Origin of the sequence: Sorangium sp. So ce1014 (genome assembly GCF_051521505.1) — a bacterium.
GTDB lineage: Bacteria > Myxococcota_A > Polyangia > Polyangiales > Polyangiaceae > Sorangium.
In genome coordinates, this window is record NZ_CP150356.1 from 9,974,358 (window position 1) to 9,994,540 (window position 20,183).

The 20,183-nt window shown below is 70.3% G+C and carries 21 protein-coding genes; 7 read left to right on the plus strand and 14 right to left on the minus strand.

Features of this window, described 5'->3' with window-relative positions:
* Nucleotides 1-12 precede the first annotated feature (12 nt).
* From WME75_RS37800 to WME75_RS37825, 6 genes are all read left to right on the plus strand, one after another.
* The gene (locus WME75_RS37800) at nucleotides 13-1,230 is read left to right on the plus strand and encodes an IscS subfamily cysteine desulfurase (protein WP_437495005.1); all 1,218 of its coding nucleotides are present in this window, start codon (nucleotides 13-15) and stop codon (nucleotides 1,228-1,230) included.
* 72 nt (nucleotides 1,231-1,302) lie between these two features.
* Nucleotides 1,303-1,752 carry a Fe-S cluster assembly scaffold IscU gene (gene iscU, locus WME75_RS37805; RefSeq protein WP_437481418.1) on the plus strand — a complete coding sequence of 150 codons (450 nt, stop codon included), beginning with the start codon at nucleotides 1,303-1,305 and terminating at the stop codon, nucleotides 1,750-1,752.
* 53 nt (nucleotides 1,753-1,805) lie between these two features.
* Nucleotides 1,806-2,285 (plus strand): HesB/IscA family protein, encoded by a 480-nt coding sequence (locus tag WME75_RS37810; protein WP_437481419.1) that lies wholly within the window; start codon nucleotides 1,806-1,808, stop codon nucleotides 2,283-2,285.
* 55 nt (nucleotides 2,286-2,340) lie between these two features.
* Nucleotides 2,341-2,877 (plus strand): Fe-S protein assembly co-chaperone HscB, encoded by a 537-nt coding sequence (gene hscB, locus WME75_RS37815; protein ID WP_437481421.1) that lies wholly within the window; start codon nucleotides 2,341-2,343, stop codon nucleotides 2,875-2,877.
* Nucleotides 2,874-4,883: a Fe-S protein assembly chaperone HscA gene (gene hscA / locus WME75_RS37820; RefSeq protein WP_437481423.1), complete on the plus strand. Its 2,010-nt coding sequence runs from the start codon at nucleotides 2,874-2,876 to the stop codon at nucleotides 4,881-4,883. The genes hscB and hscA overlap by 4 nt, the downstream gene beginning before the upstream one ends.
* Nucleotides 4,883-5,239: a 2Fe-2S iron-sulfur cluster-binding protein gene (locus WME75_RS37825; protein WP_437481425.1), complete on the plus strand. Its 357-nt coding sequence runs from the start codon at nucleotides 4,883-4,885 to the stop codon at nucleotides 5,237-5,239. Before hscA ends, WME75_RS37825 begins: the two co-directional genes overlap by 1 nt.
* 43 nt (nucleotides 5,240-5,282) lie before the next feature.
* On the opposite strand, the gene WME75_RS37830 is transcribed toward WME75_RS37825, so the two are convergent.
* Together WME75_RS37830 and WME75_RS37835 are read right to left on the minus strand one after the other, a co-directional pair.
* Entirely contained in the window at nucleotides 5,283-5,558 is a 276-nt protein-coding gene (locus tag WME75_RS37830; protein WP_437481426.1) for a hypothetical protein, read from the minus strand.
* Between the two features lie 118 nt (nucleotides 5,559-5,676).
* The gene (locus tag WME75_RS37835; protein WP_437481428.1) at nucleotides 5,677-6,708 is read right to left on the minus strand and encodes a glycosyltransferase family 4 protein; all 1,032 of its coding nucleotides are present in this window, start codon (nucleotides 6,706-6,708) and stop codon (nucleotides 5,677-5,679) included.
* A gap of 445 nt (nucleotides 6,709-7,153) precedes the next feature.
* Here WME75_RS37835 and WME75_RS37840 point away from each other — a divergent pair, with 445 nt between their 5' ends.
* Nucleotides 7,154-7,708, plus strand: coding sequence for a DUF4142 domain-containing protein (locus WME75_RS37840; RefSeq protein WP_437481430.1), 555 nt, complete (start codon nucleotides 7,154-7,156; stop codon nucleotides 7,706-7,708).
* A 55-nt stretch (nucleotides 7,709-7,763) separates the two neighbouring features.
* Here WME75_RS37840 and WME75_RS37845 read toward each other — a convergent pair whose 3' ends face one another.
* The 12 genes from WME75_RS37845 to WME75_RS37900 all read right to left on the minus strand — a co-directional run bounded on the left by WME75_RS37845 (nucleotide 7,764) and on the right by WME75_RS37900 (nucleotide 20,133).
* Nucleotides 7,764-8,390: a hypothetical protein gene (locus WME75_RS37845; protein ID WP_437481432.1), complete on the minus strand. Its 627-nt coding sequence runs from the start codon at nucleotides 8,388-8,390 to the stop codon at nucleotides 7,764-7,766.
* Nucleotides 8,387-9,025 (minus strand): hypothetical protein, encoded by a 639-nt coding sequence (locus tag WME75_RS37850; RefSeq protein WP_437481434.1) that lies wholly within the window; start codon nucleotides 9,023-9,025, stop codon nucleotides 8,387-8,389. The genes WME75_RS37845 and WME75_RS37850 overlap by 4 nt, the downstream gene beginning before the upstream one ends.
* A 133-nt stretch (nucleotides 9,026-9,158) precedes the next feature.
* Nucleotides 9,159-9,566: a hypothetical protein gene (locus tag WME75_RS37855; protein ID WP_437481435.1), complete on the minus strand. Its 408-nt coding sequence runs from the start codon at nucleotides 9,564-9,566 to the stop codon at nucleotides 9,159-9,161.
* A gap of 218 nt (nucleotides 9,567-9,784) precedes the next feature.
* Entirely contained in the window at nucleotides 9,785-10,876 is a 1,092-nt protein-coding gene (ychF, locus tag WME75_RS37860) for a redox-regulated ATPase YchF (protein ID WP_437481437.1), read from the minus strand.
* A gap of 88 nt (nucleotides 10,877-10,964) precedes the next feature.
* A complete protein-coding gene (locus tag WME75_RS37865) occupies nucleotides 10,965-11,882 on the minus strand; it encodes a hypothetical protein (RefSeq protein WP_437481439.1) in 918 nt (305 codons plus the stop codon).
* A 2-nt stretch (nucleotides 11,883-11,884) separates the two neighbouring features.
* On the minus strand, nucleotides 11,885-13,354 hold the full coding sequence (locus WME75_RS37870; RefSeq protein WP_437481441.1) for an MBOAT family O-acyltransferase: 1,470 nt from the start codon (nucleotides 13,352-13,354) through the stop codon (nucleotides 11,885-11,887).
* A 144-nt stretch (nucleotides 13,355-13,498) separates the two neighbouring features.
* Entirely contained in the window at nucleotides 13,499-13,741 is a 243-nt protein-coding gene (locus WME75_RS37875; RefSeq protein ID WP_437481442.1) for an acyl carrier protein, read from the minus strand.
* Nucleotides 13,731-15,467, minus strand: a complete 1,737-nt coding sequence (locus tag WME75_RS37880) for an HAD-IIIC family phosphatase (RefSeq protein WP_437481444.1) — start codon at nucleotides 15,465-15,467, stop codon at nucleotides 13,731-13,733. Before WME75_RS37880 ends, WME75_RS37875 begins: the two co-directional genes overlap by 11 nt.
* 226 nt (nucleotides 15,468-15,693) lie before the next feature.
* Nucleotides 15,694-16,605 (minus strand): class I SAM-dependent methyltransferase, encoded by a 912-nt coding sequence (locus WME75_RS37885; protein ID WP_437481446.1) that lies wholly within the window; start codon nucleotides 16,603-16,605, stop codon nucleotides 15,694-15,696.
* A 140-nt stretch (nucleotides 16,606-16,745) separates the two neighbouring features.
* The gene (locus WME75_RS37890) at nucleotides 16,746-17,864 is read right to left on the minus strand and encodes a DegT/DnrJ/EryC1/StrS family aminotransferase (RefSeq protein ID WP_437481448.1); all 1,119 of its coding nucleotides are present in this window, start codon (nucleotides 17,862-17,864) and stop codon (nucleotides 16,746-16,748) included.
* Nucleotides 17,861-18,535 carry an acyltransferase gene (locus WME75_RS37895; RefSeq protein ID WP_437481450.1) on the minus strand — a complete coding sequence of 225 codons (675 nt, stop codon included), beginning with the start codon at nucleotides 18,533-18,535 and terminating at the stop codon, nucleotides 17,861-17,863. Before WME75_RS37895 ends, WME75_RS37890 begins: the two co-directional genes overlap by 4 nt.
* Complete coding sequence (locus WME75_RS37900; RefSeq protein ID WP_437481452.1) at nucleotides 18,532-20,133, minus strand: hypothetical protein; 1,602 nt, start codon at nucleotides 20,131-20,133, stop codon at nucleotides 18,532-18,534. The genes WME75_RS37895 and WME75_RS37900 overlap by 4 nt, the downstream gene beginning before the upstream one ends.
* Between the last annotated feature and the right edge of the window lie 50 nt (nucleotides 20,134-20,183).

Below are 20,183 nucleotides of genomic sequence, written 5' to 3' on the forward strand. Positions count from 1 at the left end.
AACACCATGGCCATCCAACTTCCGATCTACATGGACTACCACGCGACGACGCCTGTCGATCCGCGTGTCCTCGACGCCATGCTGCCGTACTTCAACAGCAAGTTCGGCAACGCCGCGAGCCGGAGCCACGTCTTCGGCTGGACCGCCGAGGAGGCCGTCGGCCACGCTCGCGAGACGCTCGCCAGGTTCATCGGCGCCTCGAACCCCAAGGAGATCGTCTTCACCTCCGGCGCGACCGAGAGCGACAACATCGCCATCAAGGGGGTCGCCGAGTTCTACAAGGACAAGGGCAACCACATCATCACGAGCGTGATCGAGCACAAGGCGGTGCTCGACACGTGCAAGCGGCTCGAGAAGCAGGGCTACGAGGTCACCTACCTCAAGGTCGACAAGTACGGGAGGGTCGACCCGGACGACGTCGCCAGCGCGATCACCGACAAGACGATCCTCGTCTCGATCATGCTCGCCAACAACGAGGTCGGCACGGTCCAGCCCATCGCCGAGATCGGCAAGATCACGAAGTCGAAGGGCATCCTCCTCCACAGCGACGCGGTGCAGGGGGTCGGTAAAATCCCCTTCAACGTCGAGCAGATGGGGGTCGACCTCGCGTCGGTGACGGCCCACAAGATCTACGGGCCGAAGGGCATCGGCTGCCTGTATGTGCGCAGGTCGAAGCCGCGCGTCCGCATCACGTCGCAGATGGATGGCGGCGGCCACGAGTTCGGCATGCGGTCCGGCACGCTCAACGTGCCCGGCATCGTCGGGTTCGCCAGGGCCGCCGAGCTCCTCATCGAGGAGGGAGAGGCGGAGTCGGCGCGCATCGTTTCGCTGCGCGAGCGGCTCCGGACCCGGCTCTGGAAAGAGCTCGACGCCATCCAGCTGAACGGCTCGCCCGATCGGCGGCTGCCGGGCAACCTCAACGTGTCGTTCAGCTTCGTCGAGGGCGAGGCCATGATGATGGCGATCAAGGACGTGGCGGTCTCCAGCGGCTCGGCGTGCACGAGCGCCAGCCTGGAGCCCTCCTACGTCCTGCACGCGATGGGCATCGGCGACGACCTCGCCCACTCGTCCATCCGCTTCGGGCTCGGGCGCTTCACCACCGAGGAGGAGGTCGATTTCGTCGCTGACCTCGTGATCCGCAAGGTGAACAAGCTGCGCGACATGTCGCCGCTCTACGAGATGCACAAAGAGGGGATCGACATCAACAGCGTGCAATGGGCGGCCCACTGAGGCGCGGCGCGGACAGCGCCGGCCCGGCAGAGCAAGGTTTCGAGACGAAAGGAAACGGTCGAGGAGAGAGCCATGGCATACAGCGATAAGGTCATCGAGCACTACGAGAACCCCCTGAACGTCGGCACGCTCGACAAGAATGACGAGCAGGTCGGCACCGGGCTCGTCGGCGCTCCGGCCTGCGGCGACGTCATGCGCTTGCAGATCAAGGTCGGCGAGGGCGGCGTCATCGAGGACGCGAAGTTCAAGACGTTCGGCTGCGGCTCGGCCATCGCGTCGTCGTCGCTCGCGACCGAGTGGCTGAAGGGCAAGACGATCGACGAGGCGGAGACGATCAAGAACAGCATGATCGCCGAGGAGCTCCACCTGCCGCCGGTGAAGATCCATTGCTCGGTCCTCGCCGAGGACGCGATCAAGAGCGCGATCGCCGATTTCCGGGCCAAGCAGCAGGCGAAGAGGGAGCTCACCGGCGCGGCGCCTTCAGGCGCCGCCAAGAGCGCCGCGTCGGCCAGCGCGGAGTAACAGCACCGGCTTCGGGGCGGAGGCGCCCGGAGCACCGCAGAGGGAGCAGCGCCATGCAGAGCAGCGAGGAGACGACCACGACAAGGCCGGCGGACGCCGGGGCCTACCCCGCGCCCGCCACGACGGCCCATGCCGCGCCCGCGCAGAGCAACGGGGCCGCGGCAGAGGCGGAGGCCAAGCCGAAGCGGACGCTCGCGGTGAGCGACGCGGCGGTCCAGGCGGTCCGGGCCCAGCTCGCCAAGCGCGGCACGCCCGAGGGCGCCATCCGGGTCGGGATCCGCGGCGGCGGCTGCTCCGGGTTCTCCTACGTCATCGAGTTCGATGACAAGCCGCCCCGCTCCGGCGATCTCGTCCTGGAGTTCACCGAGCCGGACAAGGCCACGGTGCGCGTCCTCTGCGACAAGAAGAGCATCCTCTACCTGGGCGGCTCGGTGCTCGACTGGGAGAAGACGCTCATGTACCAGGGCTTCAAGTTCAAGAACCCGCAAGAGGCGACTCGCTGCGGCTGCGGGCACTCGTTCACGGTGGCCTGAGCCGCCGCAGGGAGCGCCCGCCCTCGCCGCCGAGGCGCCCCTCCCAGAGCACGTGATGACCGATCCCTTCGATATCCTGGGCGTCGAGCCTCGGTTCGACCTCGACCTGCGCGCGCTGGAGCAGCGCCACCGCGATCTCTCGCGCGCGCTCCACCCCGATCGCTACGCGGGCGCCCCCGCGGCCGAGCGAAGGCTCGCGCTGGGGCGCGCGATCGAGACGAACGACGCGCTGCGCGTCCTCAGGGATCCGATCCGCCGGGCCGATGCGCTGCTCCAGCGCGCCGGGATCGCGCGGGGGGAGGAGGGCGAGCAGAAGGCCTCCCCTGCCCTGCTGATGGAGATGATGGAGTCGCGCGAGGAGCTCTCCGAGGCGGCGAAGCGGGGCGATCCCGCGCGGATCGCGCGCCTCGGCGGCGCGATGCGGGCGCGCGAGCAGGCGACCCTCGCCGCGATCCAGGCGGCCTTCGCCGCCGCCGGGAACGACCCGGAACAGCTGAAGGGCGTGCTCGCCATGCTGAGCGAGCTCCGCTACATCCGGCGCTTCCTCGACGAAGTGAGCGCAATCGAAGAAGAACTCGCGGATCAGACATGACCCTCCTCGAAATTTTCGACCCCAAGGCAAGGCCCAGTCCGATCGGCATCGATCTCGGGACGACGAACTCGATCGTCGCCCGCGTGCGCGACGGCCGGCCGGTGGTCATCGACGACTGCAACGGCGAGCGGCTCGTGCCGTCGGTCGTGCACTACGACGACCGCGGCAACGCGATCGTGGGCCACACCGCGCGACGGCTGGCGCAGGGCCACCCGCGCGAGACGATCGTCAGCGTGAAGCGCTTCATGGGCCGTGGCGCGAACGACCCGGAGACGCGGCGGCTCGGGCCGTACGAGTTCGTGGAGCCGAGGGGCCCCGAGGACGCGAAGAGCGTGCGCTTCAAGGTGCGCGACAGGGTCGTGACGCCCGTCGAGGTGTCGGCGGAGATCCTGAAGGAGCTCCGCACCTCGGCCGAGCGCGAGCTCCGGTCCGTCGGCGGCGCGGTGATCACGGTGCCGGCCTACTTCGACGACGCCCAGCGGCAGGCGACAAAGGACGCCGGCCGGCTGGCCGGGCTGGAGGTGCTGCGCCTGCTCAACGAGCCGACGGCCGCGGCGCTCGCGTACGGGCTCGACAAGCAGCAAAACGGCCTGTTCGCCGTCTACGATCTCGGCGGCGGGACGTTCGACATCACCGTCCTCCTGCTCGACAACGGGGTCTTCCAGGTGAAGTCGACCGGGGGCGACAGCGCGCTCGGCGGCGACGACATGGACCGGGCGCTCGCCGAGCGGCTGCTCCAGGAGATGGGCGCGACGCGGCGTACACCCGAGGTGGTGCGGCTCGCGCTCGACACCGCCCGCAGCATCAAGCACGCGCTGACCGACGCGGAGCGGGTCGAGATCGAGCTGCCCGTGCAGGCGGGCGAGGCGAGCTCCGGCCAGCCTGGGTCGAAGCTGGTCACCGTGACCCGCGACGAGCTGAACGCGCTCATCGCGCCGCTCCTGGAGCGCACGGGCGTCGCCTGCCGCCGCGCGCTGCGCGACGCGGGCGTCCAGGCGGCGGACGTCGACGGCGTGATCCTCGTGGGCGGCGCGACGCGCGTGCCCTACGTGCGCGACCACGTGGCAAAGCTCTTCGGCAAGGCGCCGCTCAAGGACATCGATCCGGAGGAGGTCGTGGCGCTCGGCGCGGCCATCCAGGCCGACATCCTGGCCGGCTCGATGGAGCGCGCGGACGAGGTGCTGCTGCTCGACGTGCTGCCGCTGTCGCTCGGCATCGAGACGATGGGCGGCGTGGCCGAGAAGATCCTGCCGAGGAACACGACGATCCCGGCAGGGGCGCGGCAGACCTTCACGACCTACGCGGACAACCAGACCGGGTTCGATCTGCACATCGTGCAGGGCGAGCGGGAGCTCGCCGCCGACTGCCGGTCGCTCGCGCGCTTCGTGCTGAAGGGGATCCCGCCGATGCCCGCGGGCATGGCGCGGCTCGAGGTGACGTTCCGCGTCGACGCCGACGGGCTGCTCGGCGTGACCGCGCGCGAGCTGACGACAGGGGTCGAGCAGAAGGTCGAGGTGAAGCCGAGCTACGGGCTGACCGACGAGGAGGTGGAGAACATGCTCCTCGCGGCGCTGGACCACGGGGAGGAGGACCTGCTCAAGCGGAGGCTTGTCGAGGCGCGGGTCGAGGGCGAGCGCGTGGCGATGGCGACGCGCAAGGCGCTCGCCGCGGACGCCGATCTGCTCGAGCCAGGCGAGCGCGTGGCGATCGAGGGGGCGCTGAGCGCCCTCGACGCGGCGATCCGCGGGGACAGGCCGGGGCTGATCCAGGCGCGGACGGACGCGCTCGACGAGGCGACGCGCGCGTGGGCGGGGCGGCGGATGGACCGCGCCGTGGCCAAGGCGATCGCGGGCAAGCAGGTCGAGGACGTCGAGGCGAAGGTCGCGGCGGCGAGGGGCGTGGACGCGCACCTGGCCGAGCACCGAGGGGACGACGCGAGCCGCGCGCCGACCGAGACGGGCGGCCCGAGCGCGGCATCGACGGGCATCGAAGCGAGGAGGAGCTGATGGTCAAGGTCCGCTTTCTGGCGCACGGTCGCGCATGGGAGACCGAGGTCGCGGTGGGATCGACCGTGCTCCAGGCATCGAAGGCCGTGGGCGCCCCCGAGGGCGACGCGTGCGGCGGCGTCTGCGCGTGCTCGACCTGCCACGTGTACGTCACGAAGGGGCGCGAGCTCCTCAGCGAGGCCGAGGAAGACGAGGAGGACATCCTCGACAAGGCGTTCGACGTGCGGTCGAGCAGCCGCCTCGGCTGTCAGGCGAAGATCCTGAGAGACGGCGAGATCGAGGCGGAGATCTCCCGGGAGAGCCTCGACGCCTTCTACAACGAGCACCCGAACGTGAAGGATCCGCGCAAGGGCTGAGCCCTGCGCGCGCCCACCCCAGCGCGGGCCTCCAGGGCCGGGGCTAGGACGGCGGTCTCACCTTCGCCGTCGGCGGCTTCGGCTCGCGCGGCGCGGGCGGCGGGTTGCGGAGCTTGTCGAGCTCGGTACGCGCCTCCGTGGTGATGCGCCGAGCGATGTGGGCGAAAGCCGAGGCGGCCTCCCTGGCGGGCGGCGTCGAGACGATCGCGACGAGGTGCTGCGCGGCCGTCTTCCTGCCGACGGGGACCAGGAAGAAGGTCAGGGCGGCGAGGAGGAACACGACGCCGTTCGTGAGGCGCTTGAAGAAATCGCCGACCACAGGCGCCGAGGGTAGACAGAGCGAGCGGCCGGGGCCCAGTTCTTGGGGTCTTTTGCCCTGCAACGCGGCGCCGCCTCCCGCGCTGCCCCCCCCGGGCACGAGCGCCGCCGCGGGCCCCTCAGCGACCCAGGAGCTGCTCGTAGATCACCATGAGCTTCGATGCGTTGTCGTCCGAGCCGAGCGACAGCTGGCCATGGCTCCGGTCGGACAGCGCGCGCTCTATAGCGCGCCGGAGTGAGCTCGCGCTCCCTGTCTCGAACAGGGACGCGCCCTCGGGACGCGCCACGCAATCGGAGGCGATCGCCTGCTTGCCCAGGTAGCCGGCTTCGCGGAGCGCGACGGAATCGCCGTCTGTCGTCGTCGGCCGGAGGAAGATATCGGCCAGGCTGAGCAGGTAGGAGAAGCTGCCTGGATCGAGATCTCGGAAGACGAGGCTGTGGTCGCTGCCATACTCGGCGAGCCCTCGCTCGACCTCGGCGACGTACGTGCTGTCGTACTGCGTATAAAATACGACGATGAGGCCGGGCTTCGCTCCCGTCTCGCGGTGGAGGAGCTTGAGGGCCTCGATCGCGACGTCGAAGCCATAGAGCCGCAAAGCGAATCCGGACACGAGGAGGAGGTCGCCTGTCGCCCTCCGCAGCGGCTCGACCCGGGCATCGAGGGTCGCGTCGCGCACCGGCGTCGGCGGCAAGAAGGCGGGGAGACACGAGATCCGGCCGGGAGCCACGCCGAGCTGCTCCAGGAACCGAACCTGGTCACGATTGACGGCGATGCAGTGGTCGAACTGCCGGAGGACGGTCGCCGCGAGGCGCTTCGCGAGCCCGCCGCTACGCTCGTAATTCGAGATGATTCTCCCGCCGTGAATCGTGATGAGCTTCGAGGTCCCCGGCGGCAGCGACGCCAAAAGGGGGATCGCCGCTGTCCTGAAGTTCGTGAGGGCCGAGACGTGGAAATGAACGAGGTCGCGCCCCCGGCGCCTGAGGTGCGCCATCGCGCGAAGCAGGCGCATCGGGGCCCTCCCGGCGCCGCACCGGTAGACGGGGAAGGACGTCGGCGCGGTGGGCAGCGACGGAGGCGCATGGACGTCGATGACCTCCACGTCGAACCGGCGCTGCGCCAGATGCGCTGCGCGCTGGACATGGACGCTCACGCCTCCATAAGGCGGAGGATAGACGCCGACGAAGGCCAGACGGGCCTTGTCCGATCCGCGCGCGCGCGTCGCTCCGGAGTCCATCCGCCTCGATACAAGGCCCGGCAGGATGGATCTGTCAACTCGAATCACCCGCCTCGGCGCGTGCGTTGTCCCGGCTCGTCATCGCCGTCCGCTCCGTTCGCGCCGGCTCCTTCAGCGCTCGTTCGATGAAACGCTCGCCGCTCGCCGCTCGCCGCTCACCGCCGCCATGCGCTCGCCCACCTGCCGCGCGGCCGCGGGCGGGCCGCCCCATGCTCGCTGCCCCTTGCCAGAGCGCCAGGGTCTCACGACAAACGCCGGGTGGCTCGACCCGGAGGCGCCGAGCAGTGGAGTCCGGCCGTGCCGGTTCCATGGAGCGCTCGGCATGGCCGCCCGGTGAGAGCCGGACAAGGAGGGGACTGAGATGCTCAAGCCTGTTCTATTCACCATCATGCTGGGGGCGGCGATCTTGCCGGCCTCGACGGCTGCGCAGGGGCAGGGCTCGACAGGGCAGCAGGCCCAGGCCGGCGACACCAAGCTCAGCAAGTCCGATCGGGAGTTCATCGAGAAGGCGGGCCAGGGGGGGCTCCTCGAGGTGCGGCTCGGGCAGCTCGCGCAGCAGCGCGCCGCGAGCCCGGAGGTGAAGCGCTTCGGGCAGCGGATGATCGACGACCACTCGGCGGCGAACAAGCGGCTCGCGCAGCTCGCGCAGCAGAAGGGCCTCCTCGTGCCGCAAGAGCTCGCTCAGGACCACCGCGAGGAGGTCGACAAGCTGTCGAAGAAGACGGGAGCCGAGTTCGACCGGGCCTACATGAGCGCGATGGTCGACGACCACGAGGACGACGTCGAGAAGTTCGAGAAAGCCGCGAAGGAGGCGAAGGACGCCGATCTGAAGGCCTTCGCCGCCGCGACGCTGCCGCAGCTGCGCGAGCACCTCGCGCAGGCGAAGCAGATCCACGGCAAGGTGAAGGGGAAGTAGCGGCGCGAGCGCGCCGGCCGCGCGCGACGCGGCCGGCGCTCGGCCGAGGGCGGGCTCAGGCGACCACGCGCGCCGCGCGCTCGGGCGCCTGCGCGGGCGGCGGGGTCGTCCTCGACCTCGCCGCGCCGCGGACAGGCGCGAGCTTGCCCCGGAGCTTCTGATAGGCGGCCACGTCGACCGGCTCGCCCCGGACCCAGGCGCGGACGAACGGCGCCACGCCGGTCTCCCACGCAGCGCTGAGCCGCAGGGCGAGGAACTCGCCGTAGAGCGCGGTGAAGAGCGTCTCGAGCTCCTCGATGAGGTACATGCGCTCGTAGAACTGCTCGTCCGCGGCGTCCTTGACGACGCTCGGGATCTTGACGCCCGCCAGCGCGAACGCGTCGGCGTTGAAGAGGAAGGCGTAATCGAGCTCTCCGCGGGTGACGCGGACGCGCGCCTGCGAGGGGAGCTTGCCCTGGCGCAGCGCCTCGTGGGCCTCGGGGGCGCTGCTCGGCGCCGCGCCCTTGAGCCGGCTCTGCTCCTTCTCCTGGACGAGCGTGATCTGCCCCTCGAGCCAGAGCTCGCAGACGCCGAGGGCGTCCAGGGAGAAGCGGCCCTCGAAGAGCTCGCTCTCGAACCAGAGCCAGACAAGGAACTCCCGGCCGACGAATCGGCGCTGCTCGATCAGCTCGGCGAGGCTCACCGGGCACCTCCAAGGGGCGATTCGGCGTGGAAGACGGTGGGTTTGAGCACCTCGAACGCGGCCAGCTGCTCGCTCGTCAAGCCGAGCTCGCGGGCGGCCGTGTAGGGGCTCTCGGGCACGAGATCGAGCTCGAAGGTGTCCTCGAAGAGCTCCGCGAGCCCCTCGTGCGCGCGCGGCGACTGGTTCCAGAACCGCACGACGCCGGCCTCCAGGTTCCACGAGAGGTCCACGACCTTCATCACCGGCATGAGCTGCGCGCGGAGCTTCCTCGACACGACCGCCCGGAGCTCCTCCTTCTCGCGCCGCCCGAGCTTCTCGCGCCCGCGCTTGGCGAGGTGCTCCCGCTCCGCCTCGGCGAAGTGCGCCTTGAAGAGCGCCGAGGGCACCTGCCACCGATCGGTCCTGAGGCCGAGGTTGAGGTACGAATTGAAGAAGATCTTGCCGTGATCGAGCTCGCAATCGAGCGGGTTCTCGATGGAGCACCACCCGGCGCGCTGCTCTGCGTCCTCCTCGACCGTGAGCGGCCGGAACGCGCGGAGCTGGATGCGCTCGGCGAACCTGTCGCGGAACCCGTCGGGGAGCTCGCCGCGGACATAGAACTTCGAGAATGAGATGGATCCTTTGAGTGCGCCCAAATGATCGTCCTTTCGTCCCGTGAGGGCGAAGGAGGTAGCCGAGCGGATCCTGGGGGTCAAAAAACCGGACGCCGCGCTGCCGCCATGGGCCAATGCGCGGCGAGGAGGCCGGCCGCACGGCAGGGCGGCGCGCTCAGAGCGGCTGGACCAGCGGCGGGCGCAGCCAGCGGCCCGAGAGCGGGCCGGTGAGGTAGAAGCGGTAACGGAGGAAGTACGGCCGCTCGTCGGGCCCGCAGAACACGACGGTGGACCGCAGGAAGCGACCGAAGACATCGCCGCCTGGAGCCGCCGAGGGCCTGTGGCCGAGGGGCGGCGCGGGCGGCGCGGGGAAGCGGGGCGGCGCGCCCACCAGGAACCCGGGCGGCAGCGCGCACGGCGCGGGCGGACGGGGCGCCGGCGCCGCGTCGCTACCCGGGTCCGGGGCGCCCACCTCCTCGGGCGGGACGTCGGCCGCGGCGGCAACGCAGCCCGCCGCGGCGCTCCCCGACGAGGTGAGGAGAACCAGCACACACCACGCGCCGCCGCTCGTCGCCCTGGGCACCGTCCTGCCTCCGTCCACGAAGGCGCAAGGTCGACGGAACGCCGGCGGTCGCGGCCGGCACACCGCGCCTGCGCGCACAGCGGAGGAGCAACGGCGGTGCCGCGCCGCCCCCGAAGCAGGGGTGCGGCGCGAACCGGGGGGCAGCGCGATGCAGGGGCGCGGCGAGCGCGCTCGGGAGGGCCGGCGGCGGCGAGCGGGCGCGCCCGAGGAATGGACAGTCAGACGTTGAAGAGAAAGTGCGCGACGTCGCCGTCCTGGAAGACGTACGTCTTGCCCTCGACGCGCAGCTTGCCGGCGGCGCGGATGGCGGCCTCGGTCCGGTGCTCGACGAGGTCCCCCACGTTGTAGACCTCCGCCCGGATGAAGCCCTTCTCGAAATCGCTGTGGATGACCCCTGCGGCCTGCGGCGCCGTGCACCCGACCGGGATGGTCCAGGCGCGGATCTCCTTGGGACCGGCCGTGTAGTAGCTCTGGAGGCCGAGGAGCCGGTAGGCCTCGCGCGCGAGCGTCGAGAGCGCCGGCTCCTTCATGCCGAGGCTCTCGAGCATCTCGGTGCGCTCGTCTGGCGCGAGCTCGTTCAGCTCCGCCTCGAGCTTGCTGCAGACCGGCACGACGCCGCTGCCCTCGGAGGCAGCGCGCTCGCGCACCTTCGCCGCGAGCGGGCCCGCGCCGGAGGCGTCGGCCTCGTCGACGTTCGCCACGTAGAGGACCTTCTTCGCGGTGATCATGCCGAAGGTCTTCACGACCTTCCGCTGCTCGTCGTCGAAGGAGAGCCCGCGGACCGGCTTGCCCGCCTGGAGCGCCTCGAGACACCGCTCCATGAGCGCGATCTTCGGGAGAAGCTCCTTGTCGCCCTTCGCCTGCTTCCGCGTGCGCTCCACCATCCCCTCGAGCGAGCCGAGGTCGGCCAGCATGAGCTCCGTCTCGATCGTGTCGATGTCGCGGAGCGGGTCGACGCCGCCGTCGACGTGCACGACGTCCGCGACCGTGAAGCAGCGGACAACGTGGAGGATCGCGTCTACCTCGCGGATATGACTGAGGAATTTGTTCCCGAGCCCCTCGCCCGTGCTCGCGCCGCGCACGAGGCCGGCGATGTCGACCACCTGCACCATGGCGGGGAGGATCTTCTCGCTCTTGATGTACTTGGCGAGCGTCGCGAGCCGGTCGTCAGGGACAGGGACGGCGCCGACGTTGGGCTCGATCGTGCAGAACGGGTAGTTCTGCGCCTCGGCCTTCGCGGCCGTCAGGGCGTTGAACAGGGTGCTCTTGCCCACGTTGGGCAGTCCGACGATGCCGACCTCGACGCTCATGGCGCGCACGTCTAGCACAGACAGGGGCGCGCGGCCCGGCGCCGTGGGAACTCCGCCCCAAGGCGAGCCCCGGCGAGCCCGCGCCGCCTCAGCGGGCGCGAGCGCCGCCGTCGGACCCGATCGCGCCGGCGAGGCGACGCGCGGCGTCGGGACCGAAGTGGAACGGGTCGGTGAAGTTGTCCCTGCTCGCCGTGAGCTCGTCGTCGACGTCGAAGTCGTGGGTCTTGCCGAGCTGGCCGAGCCGCAGAGGCAGGCTCTTCCACTCCTCCTCGACGCCGAGCTGCCGAAGCCGCTCGTGCACGTCGGCATGGCTGGGCAGGATCGCGAACGTCAGCTCGATCCCCCGCTCCCGGCAATACGCGGAGATCTCCGCGAGCTCGCCGTAGGCGCCCTCGTTGAAGCGGTACTTCGCGAAGATCCTGGTGGTCGCTTCGTCGAGCTGGACCTCCCAGAACTCGTCCTTTCTCATCGGCGGAGCGGTCGAGGGGGGCGCTGCGCCGAAGTATTTCATGAGCACGAGGTGCTTCGCCGCCGAGGCCACATCGCGGTTGATCACATAGAGGAGCGGGTTGCTCGCCGTGGCCTCGGCGCCCTTCACGCTGTCACGATTGATGTATTCGTTGAAGTTCTCGATCCCGATCCCGAAGACGACCCGCTCGAGCTTCGCCCTGCTCGCCGCGAACCAGAACAGGTGGATGAACTCGAGCGCCGACCCGCCCCCCACGCTGAGGTTGTGGTAGTCGACGGCGGAGGCCTCCTTCAGGAGGTCCGGGGTCAAGAGGTTCATCTTGGACGCGCCGAGGGTGATGTTCGGGTGCGGCGCCCGGTTGAACTCGATGACCTTCCACAAAAGGCTATTGAACGCGATCGCGACCTTGCTTTTGTCGTGGACAGGCATGAAGCGGCCCACGCCGAACCGCTCGAAGGGGTCGATGACCACGATGCAGAGCGCGTAGAGCGCGAACGGCAACAGGAGGAGCGAGGCCTTCAGGATGAATCGCTTCATCGTTAGAATTGCACGTAGATGAAGGTCTGAGTCGCATTGTGCGCGCCGTACAGCAGGATGGACGCGCCGAGGGCGTAGTAGGCCGCCCAGCGAAGGGCGGCGGGCTTCGCCGCGAAGAACGACCGCAGATCGAGGCGCTCATGGACGAGCTCGACGACCAGCATGACGAGCGTGGCGAGCAGCACGATGACGAAATCTTCCTTGTAGTAGCCCAGCGAGCCCACCGTCAGGGCGAGGTGCCCGGGGCGGAGCGCGTCCCCGGCGAAGTCCGCGAGCCCCGAGCCGAGGTGCGTGACGATGTAGACCGCGTCGCTCAGGGTCCTCGCGCGGACGAAGATCAACGTGAAGCATACGAACGAGAAGGTCAGCGCGACGCCGAGGGCGCTCGCGAGGCGCGAGGGCCGCTTGATGAGCTTCGCGCGCTTCTTGCGCGTGAGCGTCTCGAAGGCCATGGCGAGCCCCTGGAGCAACCCCCACGCGAGGAACCCCCACGCGGCGCCGTGCCATAGCCCGCTCAAGGTGAACGTCAGGACGACGGCGAGGACCACGCCGATCTGGCCCCGATGGCGCATCGCGATCGCGAGCGGGGAGAAGACGTAATCGTTGAACCAGCTGTAGAGAGAGATGTGCCAGCGCCGCCAGAACTCGGACAGGTTCGTGGCAAAGTAGGGACGCCTGAAGTTGTTCGTCACGTCGATGCCGAACACCTTGGCCGCGCCGACGGCGATGTCCGAGTATCCGGAGAAATCAGCGTAGAGCTGGAGCGCGAAGAAGACGGAGGCCAGGGTCAGCTCGACGCCGCCGTACTGGCGAGGCTCGCGGTAGAGGGTGTCCACGCCGAGGGCGAGGCGATCCGCGACGACCGTCTTCTTGAAGAAGCCCCAGGCCATCTGCCTGAGCCCGTCGGTGACCCTCCCGTAGTCGAAGGGGTGCTCGGCGCGGAGCTGCGGAAGCAGGTGCTGCGCGCGCTCGATGGGCCCGGCGGAGAGGCGCGGGAAGAAGAGCATGTAGAGGGCATAGATGCCGAAGTGCCTCTCAGGCTCCTGATCGCCGCGGTAGACGTCGATGGTGTAGCTCATCGCCTGGAACGTGTGGAACGAGAGGCCGAGCGGCAGGAGGATGTCCAGCGCCGGAGCCGACCCGCCCACGCGCGCGAGCGACAGGGCTGCGTTCACGCTCTCGACGGCGAAGTTGTAGTACTTGAAGAACCCCAGCATCCCGAGGTTCATCGTGAGGCTCACGGCAAGGTAGAGCTTCCGGCGGGAGTCGTCCGCCCTCGCCATCGCGAGCGCGACCGAGTAGTCGACGGCCGCCATCGCGAGGACGAGGACGAGGTAGGCCGCATTGAAGGCCGTGTAAAAGACGCAGCTGGCGATGAGGAGATGAACCCAGCGCAGCCGGTGCGGAAGGAGATAATAGATCGCCGCGACGACAGGGAAGAAGAGAAGGAACTGAAGCGAGCTAAACGACATGTGTGACGGTGTTCAAGGTTCGACCTGCACCGTGAGCGTGCTCCGCCCCGCCGAGGGAGGCCGCTGCCGCGACGACCTCCGCCGTCAGGCGGGCGTCGCGCCGGCGCGAGGGGCGGGCGTTCACGTCGGCCCGTCCGGCGCGCTTTACTTCGCGCGCTTCGCGGCGACCGCGGCGCACATCTCCCCGACGTTCTTGAACGAATGGATCTCCCTCGAGGTGAAGGTGATCTTGAAGTGCTTCTCGATGGCAGCCACGATCTGAACGTGAGAGAGGGAATCCCAGTCGGGCACCTCCTTCGCCGTGGTGGTCTCCTGAACCACGATGTCATCGCTATCGAGCACCTTCCTGATGATGTCGTTGATCTGGCTCAGGATTTCATTCGCCATGGGGCAAGACCTTTGAATGGACGAAGGTTGTGCGAAGTTCGTAGTCGCGGACGTCGAGGTGCCACCGCCCGTCGCGCGGGTAGAAGCCCAGAGTCTTGTAATGGTCCTTCGCGAGCTCGTTCTTCTTGGTGGGGACATACTCCCCGACGATCGTCGCGTAGCCCTCGCGCCGAGCCCGGTCCACGAGGGCGTTGAGCACGAAGCTCTCGAGCCCCCTCCTCAGGACCCGGCAGCTCATGAGCCACGTGTCGATGAACAGCGCGTCGCCTGCCCGCTCGAGGAAGACGACGCTCACCAGCCCGTAGCTGCCGAGCCTGTCCGTCAGGCTCACCGCGAACGGCAGGTGGTGCGGCGACCGCGCGATGCGGTGCACCTCGTCCTCGGAGTACCGGATCGTCCGGAGATTGAACTGGCTGGAGCGCTGGATGAGCTGGGCCACCCGAGGGAGGTTGAACGCGGTGAGCGGCTCGACCTCGGCGGTCATCTCGAGGCTCCGCAGGAACTCTTCTTCCGTGGCGAACGTGGCCTTCAGCTCCCGCCGCCGGCCCTCCTCTCGAACCTGCCGCGTGCGCGCCCCGTCCTCCGCCGTGGACGAGGTGGTCTCGAAGAGGTTCAGCCGCTGCAGATAGGGCAGGTACAGGGCCGGGTCGTCAGGCAGCTCGGGGACGCACACGTCGGGCAGGTTCCTCCGGACGATCTCCCGCTCGGCCGGGTCGTCGTCGACGAAGACCATGGAGTCGAACCCGATCTCGAGGATGGACTGGATATGTCGAATGTTGTCGACCTTGTTCTCCCAGCTCGCGCAGAAGACGGCGAAGTCGTCCAGGCGGAGCACCATGTCGGGGTGCACCTGGAACGGCTCGGCCGCGACGCGCGGGTCGTTCTTGCTGCTGACCGCGAGCAGGACCCCCCGGTTCTTGAGCTCCTTGGCCCACCGCTGGAGCTGCGAGTAGGCGGCGCCCACGCCGAGGCCGCCGATCTCGATGGCCTCGACGCCGTCATCTCCGATGACGCCACCCCACAGCGTGTTGTCCAGGTCGAGCACGAGGCACTTCTTGAAGCGCCCCGACGCCGCCGCGACGATGTCGACGACGCTCCGCGCGGCGACCGGCAAGAAGTCGATGCTGAAGAGCAGGTCCGTGGTGATCGCGATCTTGCGATCCGTCATCGCGTCGCGGCCGAGCTGGCTGCAGAGGAGGCTGAGATCGCTGACGAGGAGATTGGGGACCGACTGGGCAAGATCCATCAGCTGGAAATTGGCCTTGCGAATCTGATAGACCCAGGACGAGGAGACCTTGTTGGCGAAGCTCCCGAAGACCCCATCGTCGATCTCGGGGTAGTTCGTGCAGATCACGGTCGCCGCGAGGTGCTGGCCCAGGACGTCGACGAGCTGCCTGAGGGTGTCGATGTGGCCCTCCGCGAAGCCGGCCCTTGCGTCCAGCGGGAGCTCCTGGAACCTGGCGAGCAGCTTCTCGGCGGCGTAGAACACGAGCACGAACCGCGGCTTGAAGCGGTGGAGCTCCGAGGACGTGTCGAGGATCTGACGCTCTATCTGATCGTAGTCGGCCTCGTAGATCTCGATGTTCAGACCGCTCTCGTAACCCGAGCCACGCAGCGCCTGGACCCACAGCTGGGTCGCGGAGTCCGCAAGCACGGCGAGGCGGACCCCCTTGAGCTGCGAGAAATCCTTCTTGAGGTTACGCTTCAGCTCCGCGAACGTCGACATGGGACACGGCTCCCTGGGATGTTGAACGCCGTACGGCCCCCGGGGCGGCGCAAAAATACACCCGCCTCCGGGGTGGAACAAGCGCTCCTGCCGGGCTGCCCGGGACGCGCAGCCGAACGGCTGCTGCCCCGGATCGCGTTGGATGCGTGGGGGTCCCGATCCATTCGGCGGCCGGGCCCGCTCAGCGGAGGAGCGCCGCAGGGCAGGCCACGTCGTGGAGACGCGATTACGCCGGATGGCCAGCGACGACGACGCACGAGATCGTGCTATCGGTCTTGCGCGCCCGCTCGAGCGAGTAGCCGGTGATGGGGAAGAAGCGCGTCTCAGCGATGGCGTAGCCGCTGCTCGCGACCAGATCGACCGCTTCCTCCGGCGTTCGGAGCAGGTACAGGTGATCGGGCGCGGGGCTGTTGACCGGCACGTTGACGAAGAGGCGTCCGCCCGGCGCGAGGGAGCGCCGCAGGCTCTGGAGCGCGGCTCGGGGATCCTCGAGGTGCTCGCAGACCTCGCTGATCACGATGCTGTCGAAGCGCTCGCCGTCGTCCACGGCATCGGCGAAGTCGCGCCTCACGAGGCGCGGCGCGCGCCGCACCCCGAGCGCCTGCATGGCGTGCCCGGTCGCGTCCAGGCTCGCCGCGCTGAGGTCCCACGCGGTGACCGCGCCCGCGCGCGCATCCTCGGCGGCAAAGTAGAGCAAGAGGCCGTGGCCAGGGCCGATCTCGAGGTGGCGGTACCCCGGTGGGTTCGACGCGAGGAAGGTGTCGACGTAGTACTCCATGACCGCCGTGTGGTTCGCCCAGAAGATGTGGGAGAGGAGCACTCCGTGCATGTACTGCGTCATGTAAGCGTGGTCGTCGTAGACCTCACGCCGGGCCTCGGCGAGCGTCGAGAGGCGATACCGGCCGGTGCGCCGGAAGGAGAGCTCCTCCTCGAGGATGCGTTCGCACATCCACTTGTAGTCCGCGCAGATGCGCGGGAGGTCGTCGCCGGCGAGCCGCAGCGCGAGCGACGCGACGCGCTCCGCAAAGCCGAGCTCGGTCGCAGCAAAGCGCTTCCGCAGGAAATCCTCGTGCTCCGGCCATACCGCCAACTGCGCCTGGACGATCCGTTCGAGCGAGGGTTGGACGATCGACGCCATGCGCGGGAGGCTAGCCCAGCGCGCGCGCGCAGAGAACGCCGAGCGGGCCGCTCGCGCGCAACGCGCAAACATCCCTCGCCCTCGCAGCGGGAGTATCGGAGGAGGCAGCAGCCACCGACGGAGCACCGCCGCGACGCCGGTCAGACGAAGAAGGCCGTGACGGCGCGCGCGACGCGGGCGATCTCCTCGCGCGTGAGCTCAGGGAAGATGGGGAGCGCGAGCGTCTCGCGCGCGGCAGACTCCGCGACGGGAAGAGCGCCGGCCGGCGGGCCGAGCGACGCAAAGCAGGGCTGGAGGTGGAGCGGCGCTGGATAGTAGACCTCGGTGCCGATCCCCCGCTCGGCCAGGGAGCTCCGCAATGGGTCGCGCAGCGACGCGTCGTCGAGACGAATGACGTACTGATTGACGCTGTGCCCGGCGGCGCCGGTGTCAGGCAACGACAGGGGCAGGCCCGCCCCGCCGAGCAGCGCGGCATACTGCGCGGCGTGCTCGCGCCGCCTGTCGAGGAGCGCGCCGAGCCGCGGGAGCTTGCGCCGGAGGAGCGCCGCCTGGAGGGCGTCGAGCCGGAAGTTGCCGCCGACCCGCGTGTGGTGGTGCTTCCTGCGAGCGCCGTGCGCCCGCAGCGCCCGGACGCGAGCGGCGAGCTCGCCGTCGTCGGTGGTCACGAGCCCGCCGTCGCCGAAGCCGCCGAGGTTCTTGGTCGGGAAGAACGAGAAGCACCCCATGAGCCCGAGCGCGCCCGCGCGGCGGCCCGCGCGCTCGGCGCCGAAGGCCTGGGCCGCGTCCTCGATGACCGGCACGCCGCGGCCCCCCGCGACAGCGAGGAGCTCGTCCATGGGAGCGCAGCCACCGAAGAGGTGGACGGCGATGACCGCCCGGGTGCGCGCGGTGAGGGCGCGCGCCAGGGAGGCCGGATCCAGGTTGAAGGAGCCGGGGAGCACGTCCGCGAAGACCGGCCGCGCGCCGATGCGATGGACGGCGCCCGCGGTCGCGAAGAACGTGTACGCGGGGCACACCACCTCGTCGCCGGCGCCGATGCCGAGCGCCATCAGCGCGGCGAGCAGCGCGTCCGTGCCGGACGAGACGCCGATCGCGTGCCGGACGCCGAGATACGCGGCGCACTCCGACTCGAAGGCATCGACCTCCGGACCGAGGATGTAGCGGCCGCTCTGGACGACCGACTGGAACACGGCGGTGAGCTCGTCCTGCATGGCGAGATCGCCGCGAGCACGGTCGAAGAAGGGGACAGGCGGCGTCAACTCTCGAGGTCCTCCGCTCCGGGGAGATCGCGGTAATGGCGGCCGGCCGCGGCGCGGGGCGCCGGGAGCGGCGCGTCCTCGTCGAGATCGAGGCAACGGACGACGTCACCGCGTCGCTCGTAGCGATAGCCGCTCTCGGGGCAGCGCATCAGGCCGTCGCGCGAGGCGACGAGCTTGTGACCATGCCGGCTCATCCAGCCGGCGCGCCGGGCCGGCACGCCGGTGACGAGCGCATAGTCGGGGACATCGCGCGTGACCACGGCGCCGGCGCCGATGAACGCGTGGCGACCGATCGTGACGCCGCAGACGACGGTGGCATTGGCGCCCACGGTGGCGCCGCGGCGAATGCGCGTCCGGTCGAGGAAGGCGCGACGGTCGATCTGCGCGCGCGGGTTGATGACGTTGGTGAGGACGGCGGAGGGGCCGAGGAACACGTCGTCCTCGACCAGGGTGCCGTCATAGAGAGACACGTTGTTCTGGATCCGGACGCCATCGCCGATGACGGCGCCGCCCGCGACGAAGACGTTCTGGCCGAGGACGCAGGCGCGGCCGAGCCGCGCGCCCGCGGAGACATGGCAGAAGTGCCATATCGTCGTCCCCTCGCCGATGTCGCAGGGCTCGTCGATGCACGCCGACGCGTGCGCGAAGAACGGCCTCGCGGGCTGGCTCACGGCGCCTCCTCCGGCGAAGGGCCGGCGGGAGGCGCCGGGCGCCGGGAACCGTCCTCCGGGGCGGCCCGCAAGGCGCCCGCCGCCGAGGGCGCGGCCCAGAGCCCCCAGGCGCCGCGCGTCGCGAGCGGCGGGCCGGCGAAGGCGATCGCGGGCGGCCTGACGCGCCCGATGAGGTAGGCCGCGCCCAGGCCGGCGACGCGACGCGCGAGCGACGCGGGGTCGTCGAAGCTCGACCGGACGGGGGGATCGCGCGGATCGATCGAGCGATCCGGGTGCGCGCCCCCGGGACGGGCCAGGGCGGCGAGCGCCGCGAGGTGGCCATAGTCGGCGACCTCGACGAGGACGGGCGCCGAGGGAGGCGTGAGCTCCACGGCGGCGCGGCCGATGGCGACCTCGTCCGTCCGCGGGTTGAAATGCTCACGGCGCAGGTGGGGCCGAAAGAAGACGCCGACGCAGAGCACGGCCAGGAGAGCGCCGCCGAGCGCCCTGCGCGCCCCGGCCGAGGCGCCGCGGAAGGCGCGCGCCGAGAGATCCCCCACGGCGAGGGCGAGCAGGAGCAACGCGAGGAGGGTCGCGCGCTCGGGGTGATGCGTGGGAGCGCCGTCGCGCACGAGGGCGAGCGAGAGCGCCGCGATCTGGAAGGCGGCGACCGCCCCGGGGAGGGCGTACGGACGGGCCGCGCGGAGGAGCGGCGGGAACGGGCGGGCGCTCCCCGATGCGGCGCCGCGGCGGGCGCGCCAGGCGATGAGGGCGAGGGCGAGGGAGCTCAGAAAGAGCTCCGGCTCCTCGCGGACCATCGCGGCGGGGTACGCGAAGAGCCGCAGCAGGGTGCCGTCATCGCCCGGGCCGAGCGCGCTGCGGTAGGAGGCGACGCGGGCCAGAAAGTGCAGCGCCTCCCCGTGGGCGACGCGGTTCCATGCGATCCACGCGGCGGGCCCGGCGAGCGCCGCGAGCGCCGCGAGCGCGAGCTTCGCCTGCGCGGCGCGGCTCTGGCCGAGGCGGGCGGCCGCGAGCAGCGCCATCGCCGCGAAGGCGGCGGCGACAGGCCAGGGCTCGTAACGGGAGAGCGTCGCGAGCACGAGCGCGAGCGCGCCGAGGAGGGCGCGCCCGGGCGGCGGCGCAGGCCCGGCCGGCGGCGTGACGAGCGACGCCACCGCGACGAGCGAGAGGGCCGCGGTCGGCAGCTCGGGGACCGTCGCCACGCCGAGGCAGGCGCTCCACGGAAACGCGCCCGCGAGCAGCGCACCGGCGAGCGCGGCGCGGCGGTCGCCCGTGATCCAGCGGGCGGAGATGTAGACGAGCGCGGCCGACGCGACGCCGAGCGCGAAGGCGACGCCACGGGCGACCTCGAGGGTCGGCGCGAGGACGGGCCCAAGAGCGCGGAAGAGCGCGCCGTGGAGCCAGAACGGGGCCGGGAGCCAGCTCGTCCCGGTCGGGTCGAGCCGGGGCGCGTGGGCCCACGCCTGCGCGAGGACCACGCGCGCGAAGTCGTCGTCGCTCACGGCCCGGAAGCCGAGCGCGAGGACCAGCGCGGAAACCGCAGCCTTGGCGAGGGCGACGAGGGCAAGGTCGCGCGCGAAAGGGGCGGCGGAGGCCACGGCCCCTCCCGCGGACGACCCTGCGTCGAGCGCCCTGCCCGCTTCCCTCC

Coding starts and splice junctions, on each gene's coding strand:
- iscU (WP_437481418.1), top strand. CDS start 1,303: ATGGCATACAGCGATAAGGTCATCGAGCACTACGAGAACCCCCTGAAC.
- WME75_RS37810 (WP_437481419.1), top strand. CDS start 1,806: ATGCAGAGCAGCGAGGAGACGACCACGACAAGGCCGGCGGACGCCGGG.
- hscB (WP_437481421.1), top strand. CDS start 2,341: ATGACCGATCCCTTCGATATCCTGGGCGTCGAGCCTCGGTTCGACCTC.
- hscA (WP_437481423.1), top strand. CDS start 2,874: ATGACCCTCCTCGAAATTTTCGACCCCAAGGCAAGGCCCAGTCCGATC.
- WME75_RS37825 (WP_437481425.1), top strand. CDS start 4,883: ATGGTCAAGGTCCGCTTTCTGGCGCACGGTCGCGCATGGGAGACCGAG.
- WME75_RS37840 (WP_437481430.1), top strand. CDS start 7,154: ATGCTCAAGCCTGTTCTATTCACCATCATGCTGGGGGCGGCGATCTTG.
- ychF (WP_437481437.1), bottom strand. CDS start 10,876: ATGAGCGTCGAGGTCGGCATCGTCGGACTGCCCAACGTGGGCAAGAGC.
- WME75_RS37865 (WP_437481439.1), bottom strand. CDS start 11,882: ATGAAGCGATTCATCCTGAAGGCCTCGCTCCTCCTGTTGCCGTTCGCG.
- WME75_RS37870 (WP_437481441.1), bottom strand. CDS start 13,354: ATGTCGTTTAGCTCGCTTCAGTTCCTTCTCTTCTTCCCTGTCGTCGCG.
- WME75_RS37875 (WP_437481442.1), bottom strand. CDS start 13,741: ATGGCGAATGAAATCCTGAGCCAGATCAACGACATCATCAGGAAGGTG.
- WME75_RS37880 (WP_437481444.1), bottom strand. CDS start 15,467: ATGTCGACGTTCGCGGAGCTGAAGCGTAACCTCAAGAAGGATTTCTCG.
- WME75_RS37885 (WP_437481446.1), bottom strand. CDS start 16,605: ATGGCGTCGATCGTCCAACCCTCGCTCGAACGGATCGTCCAGGCGCAG.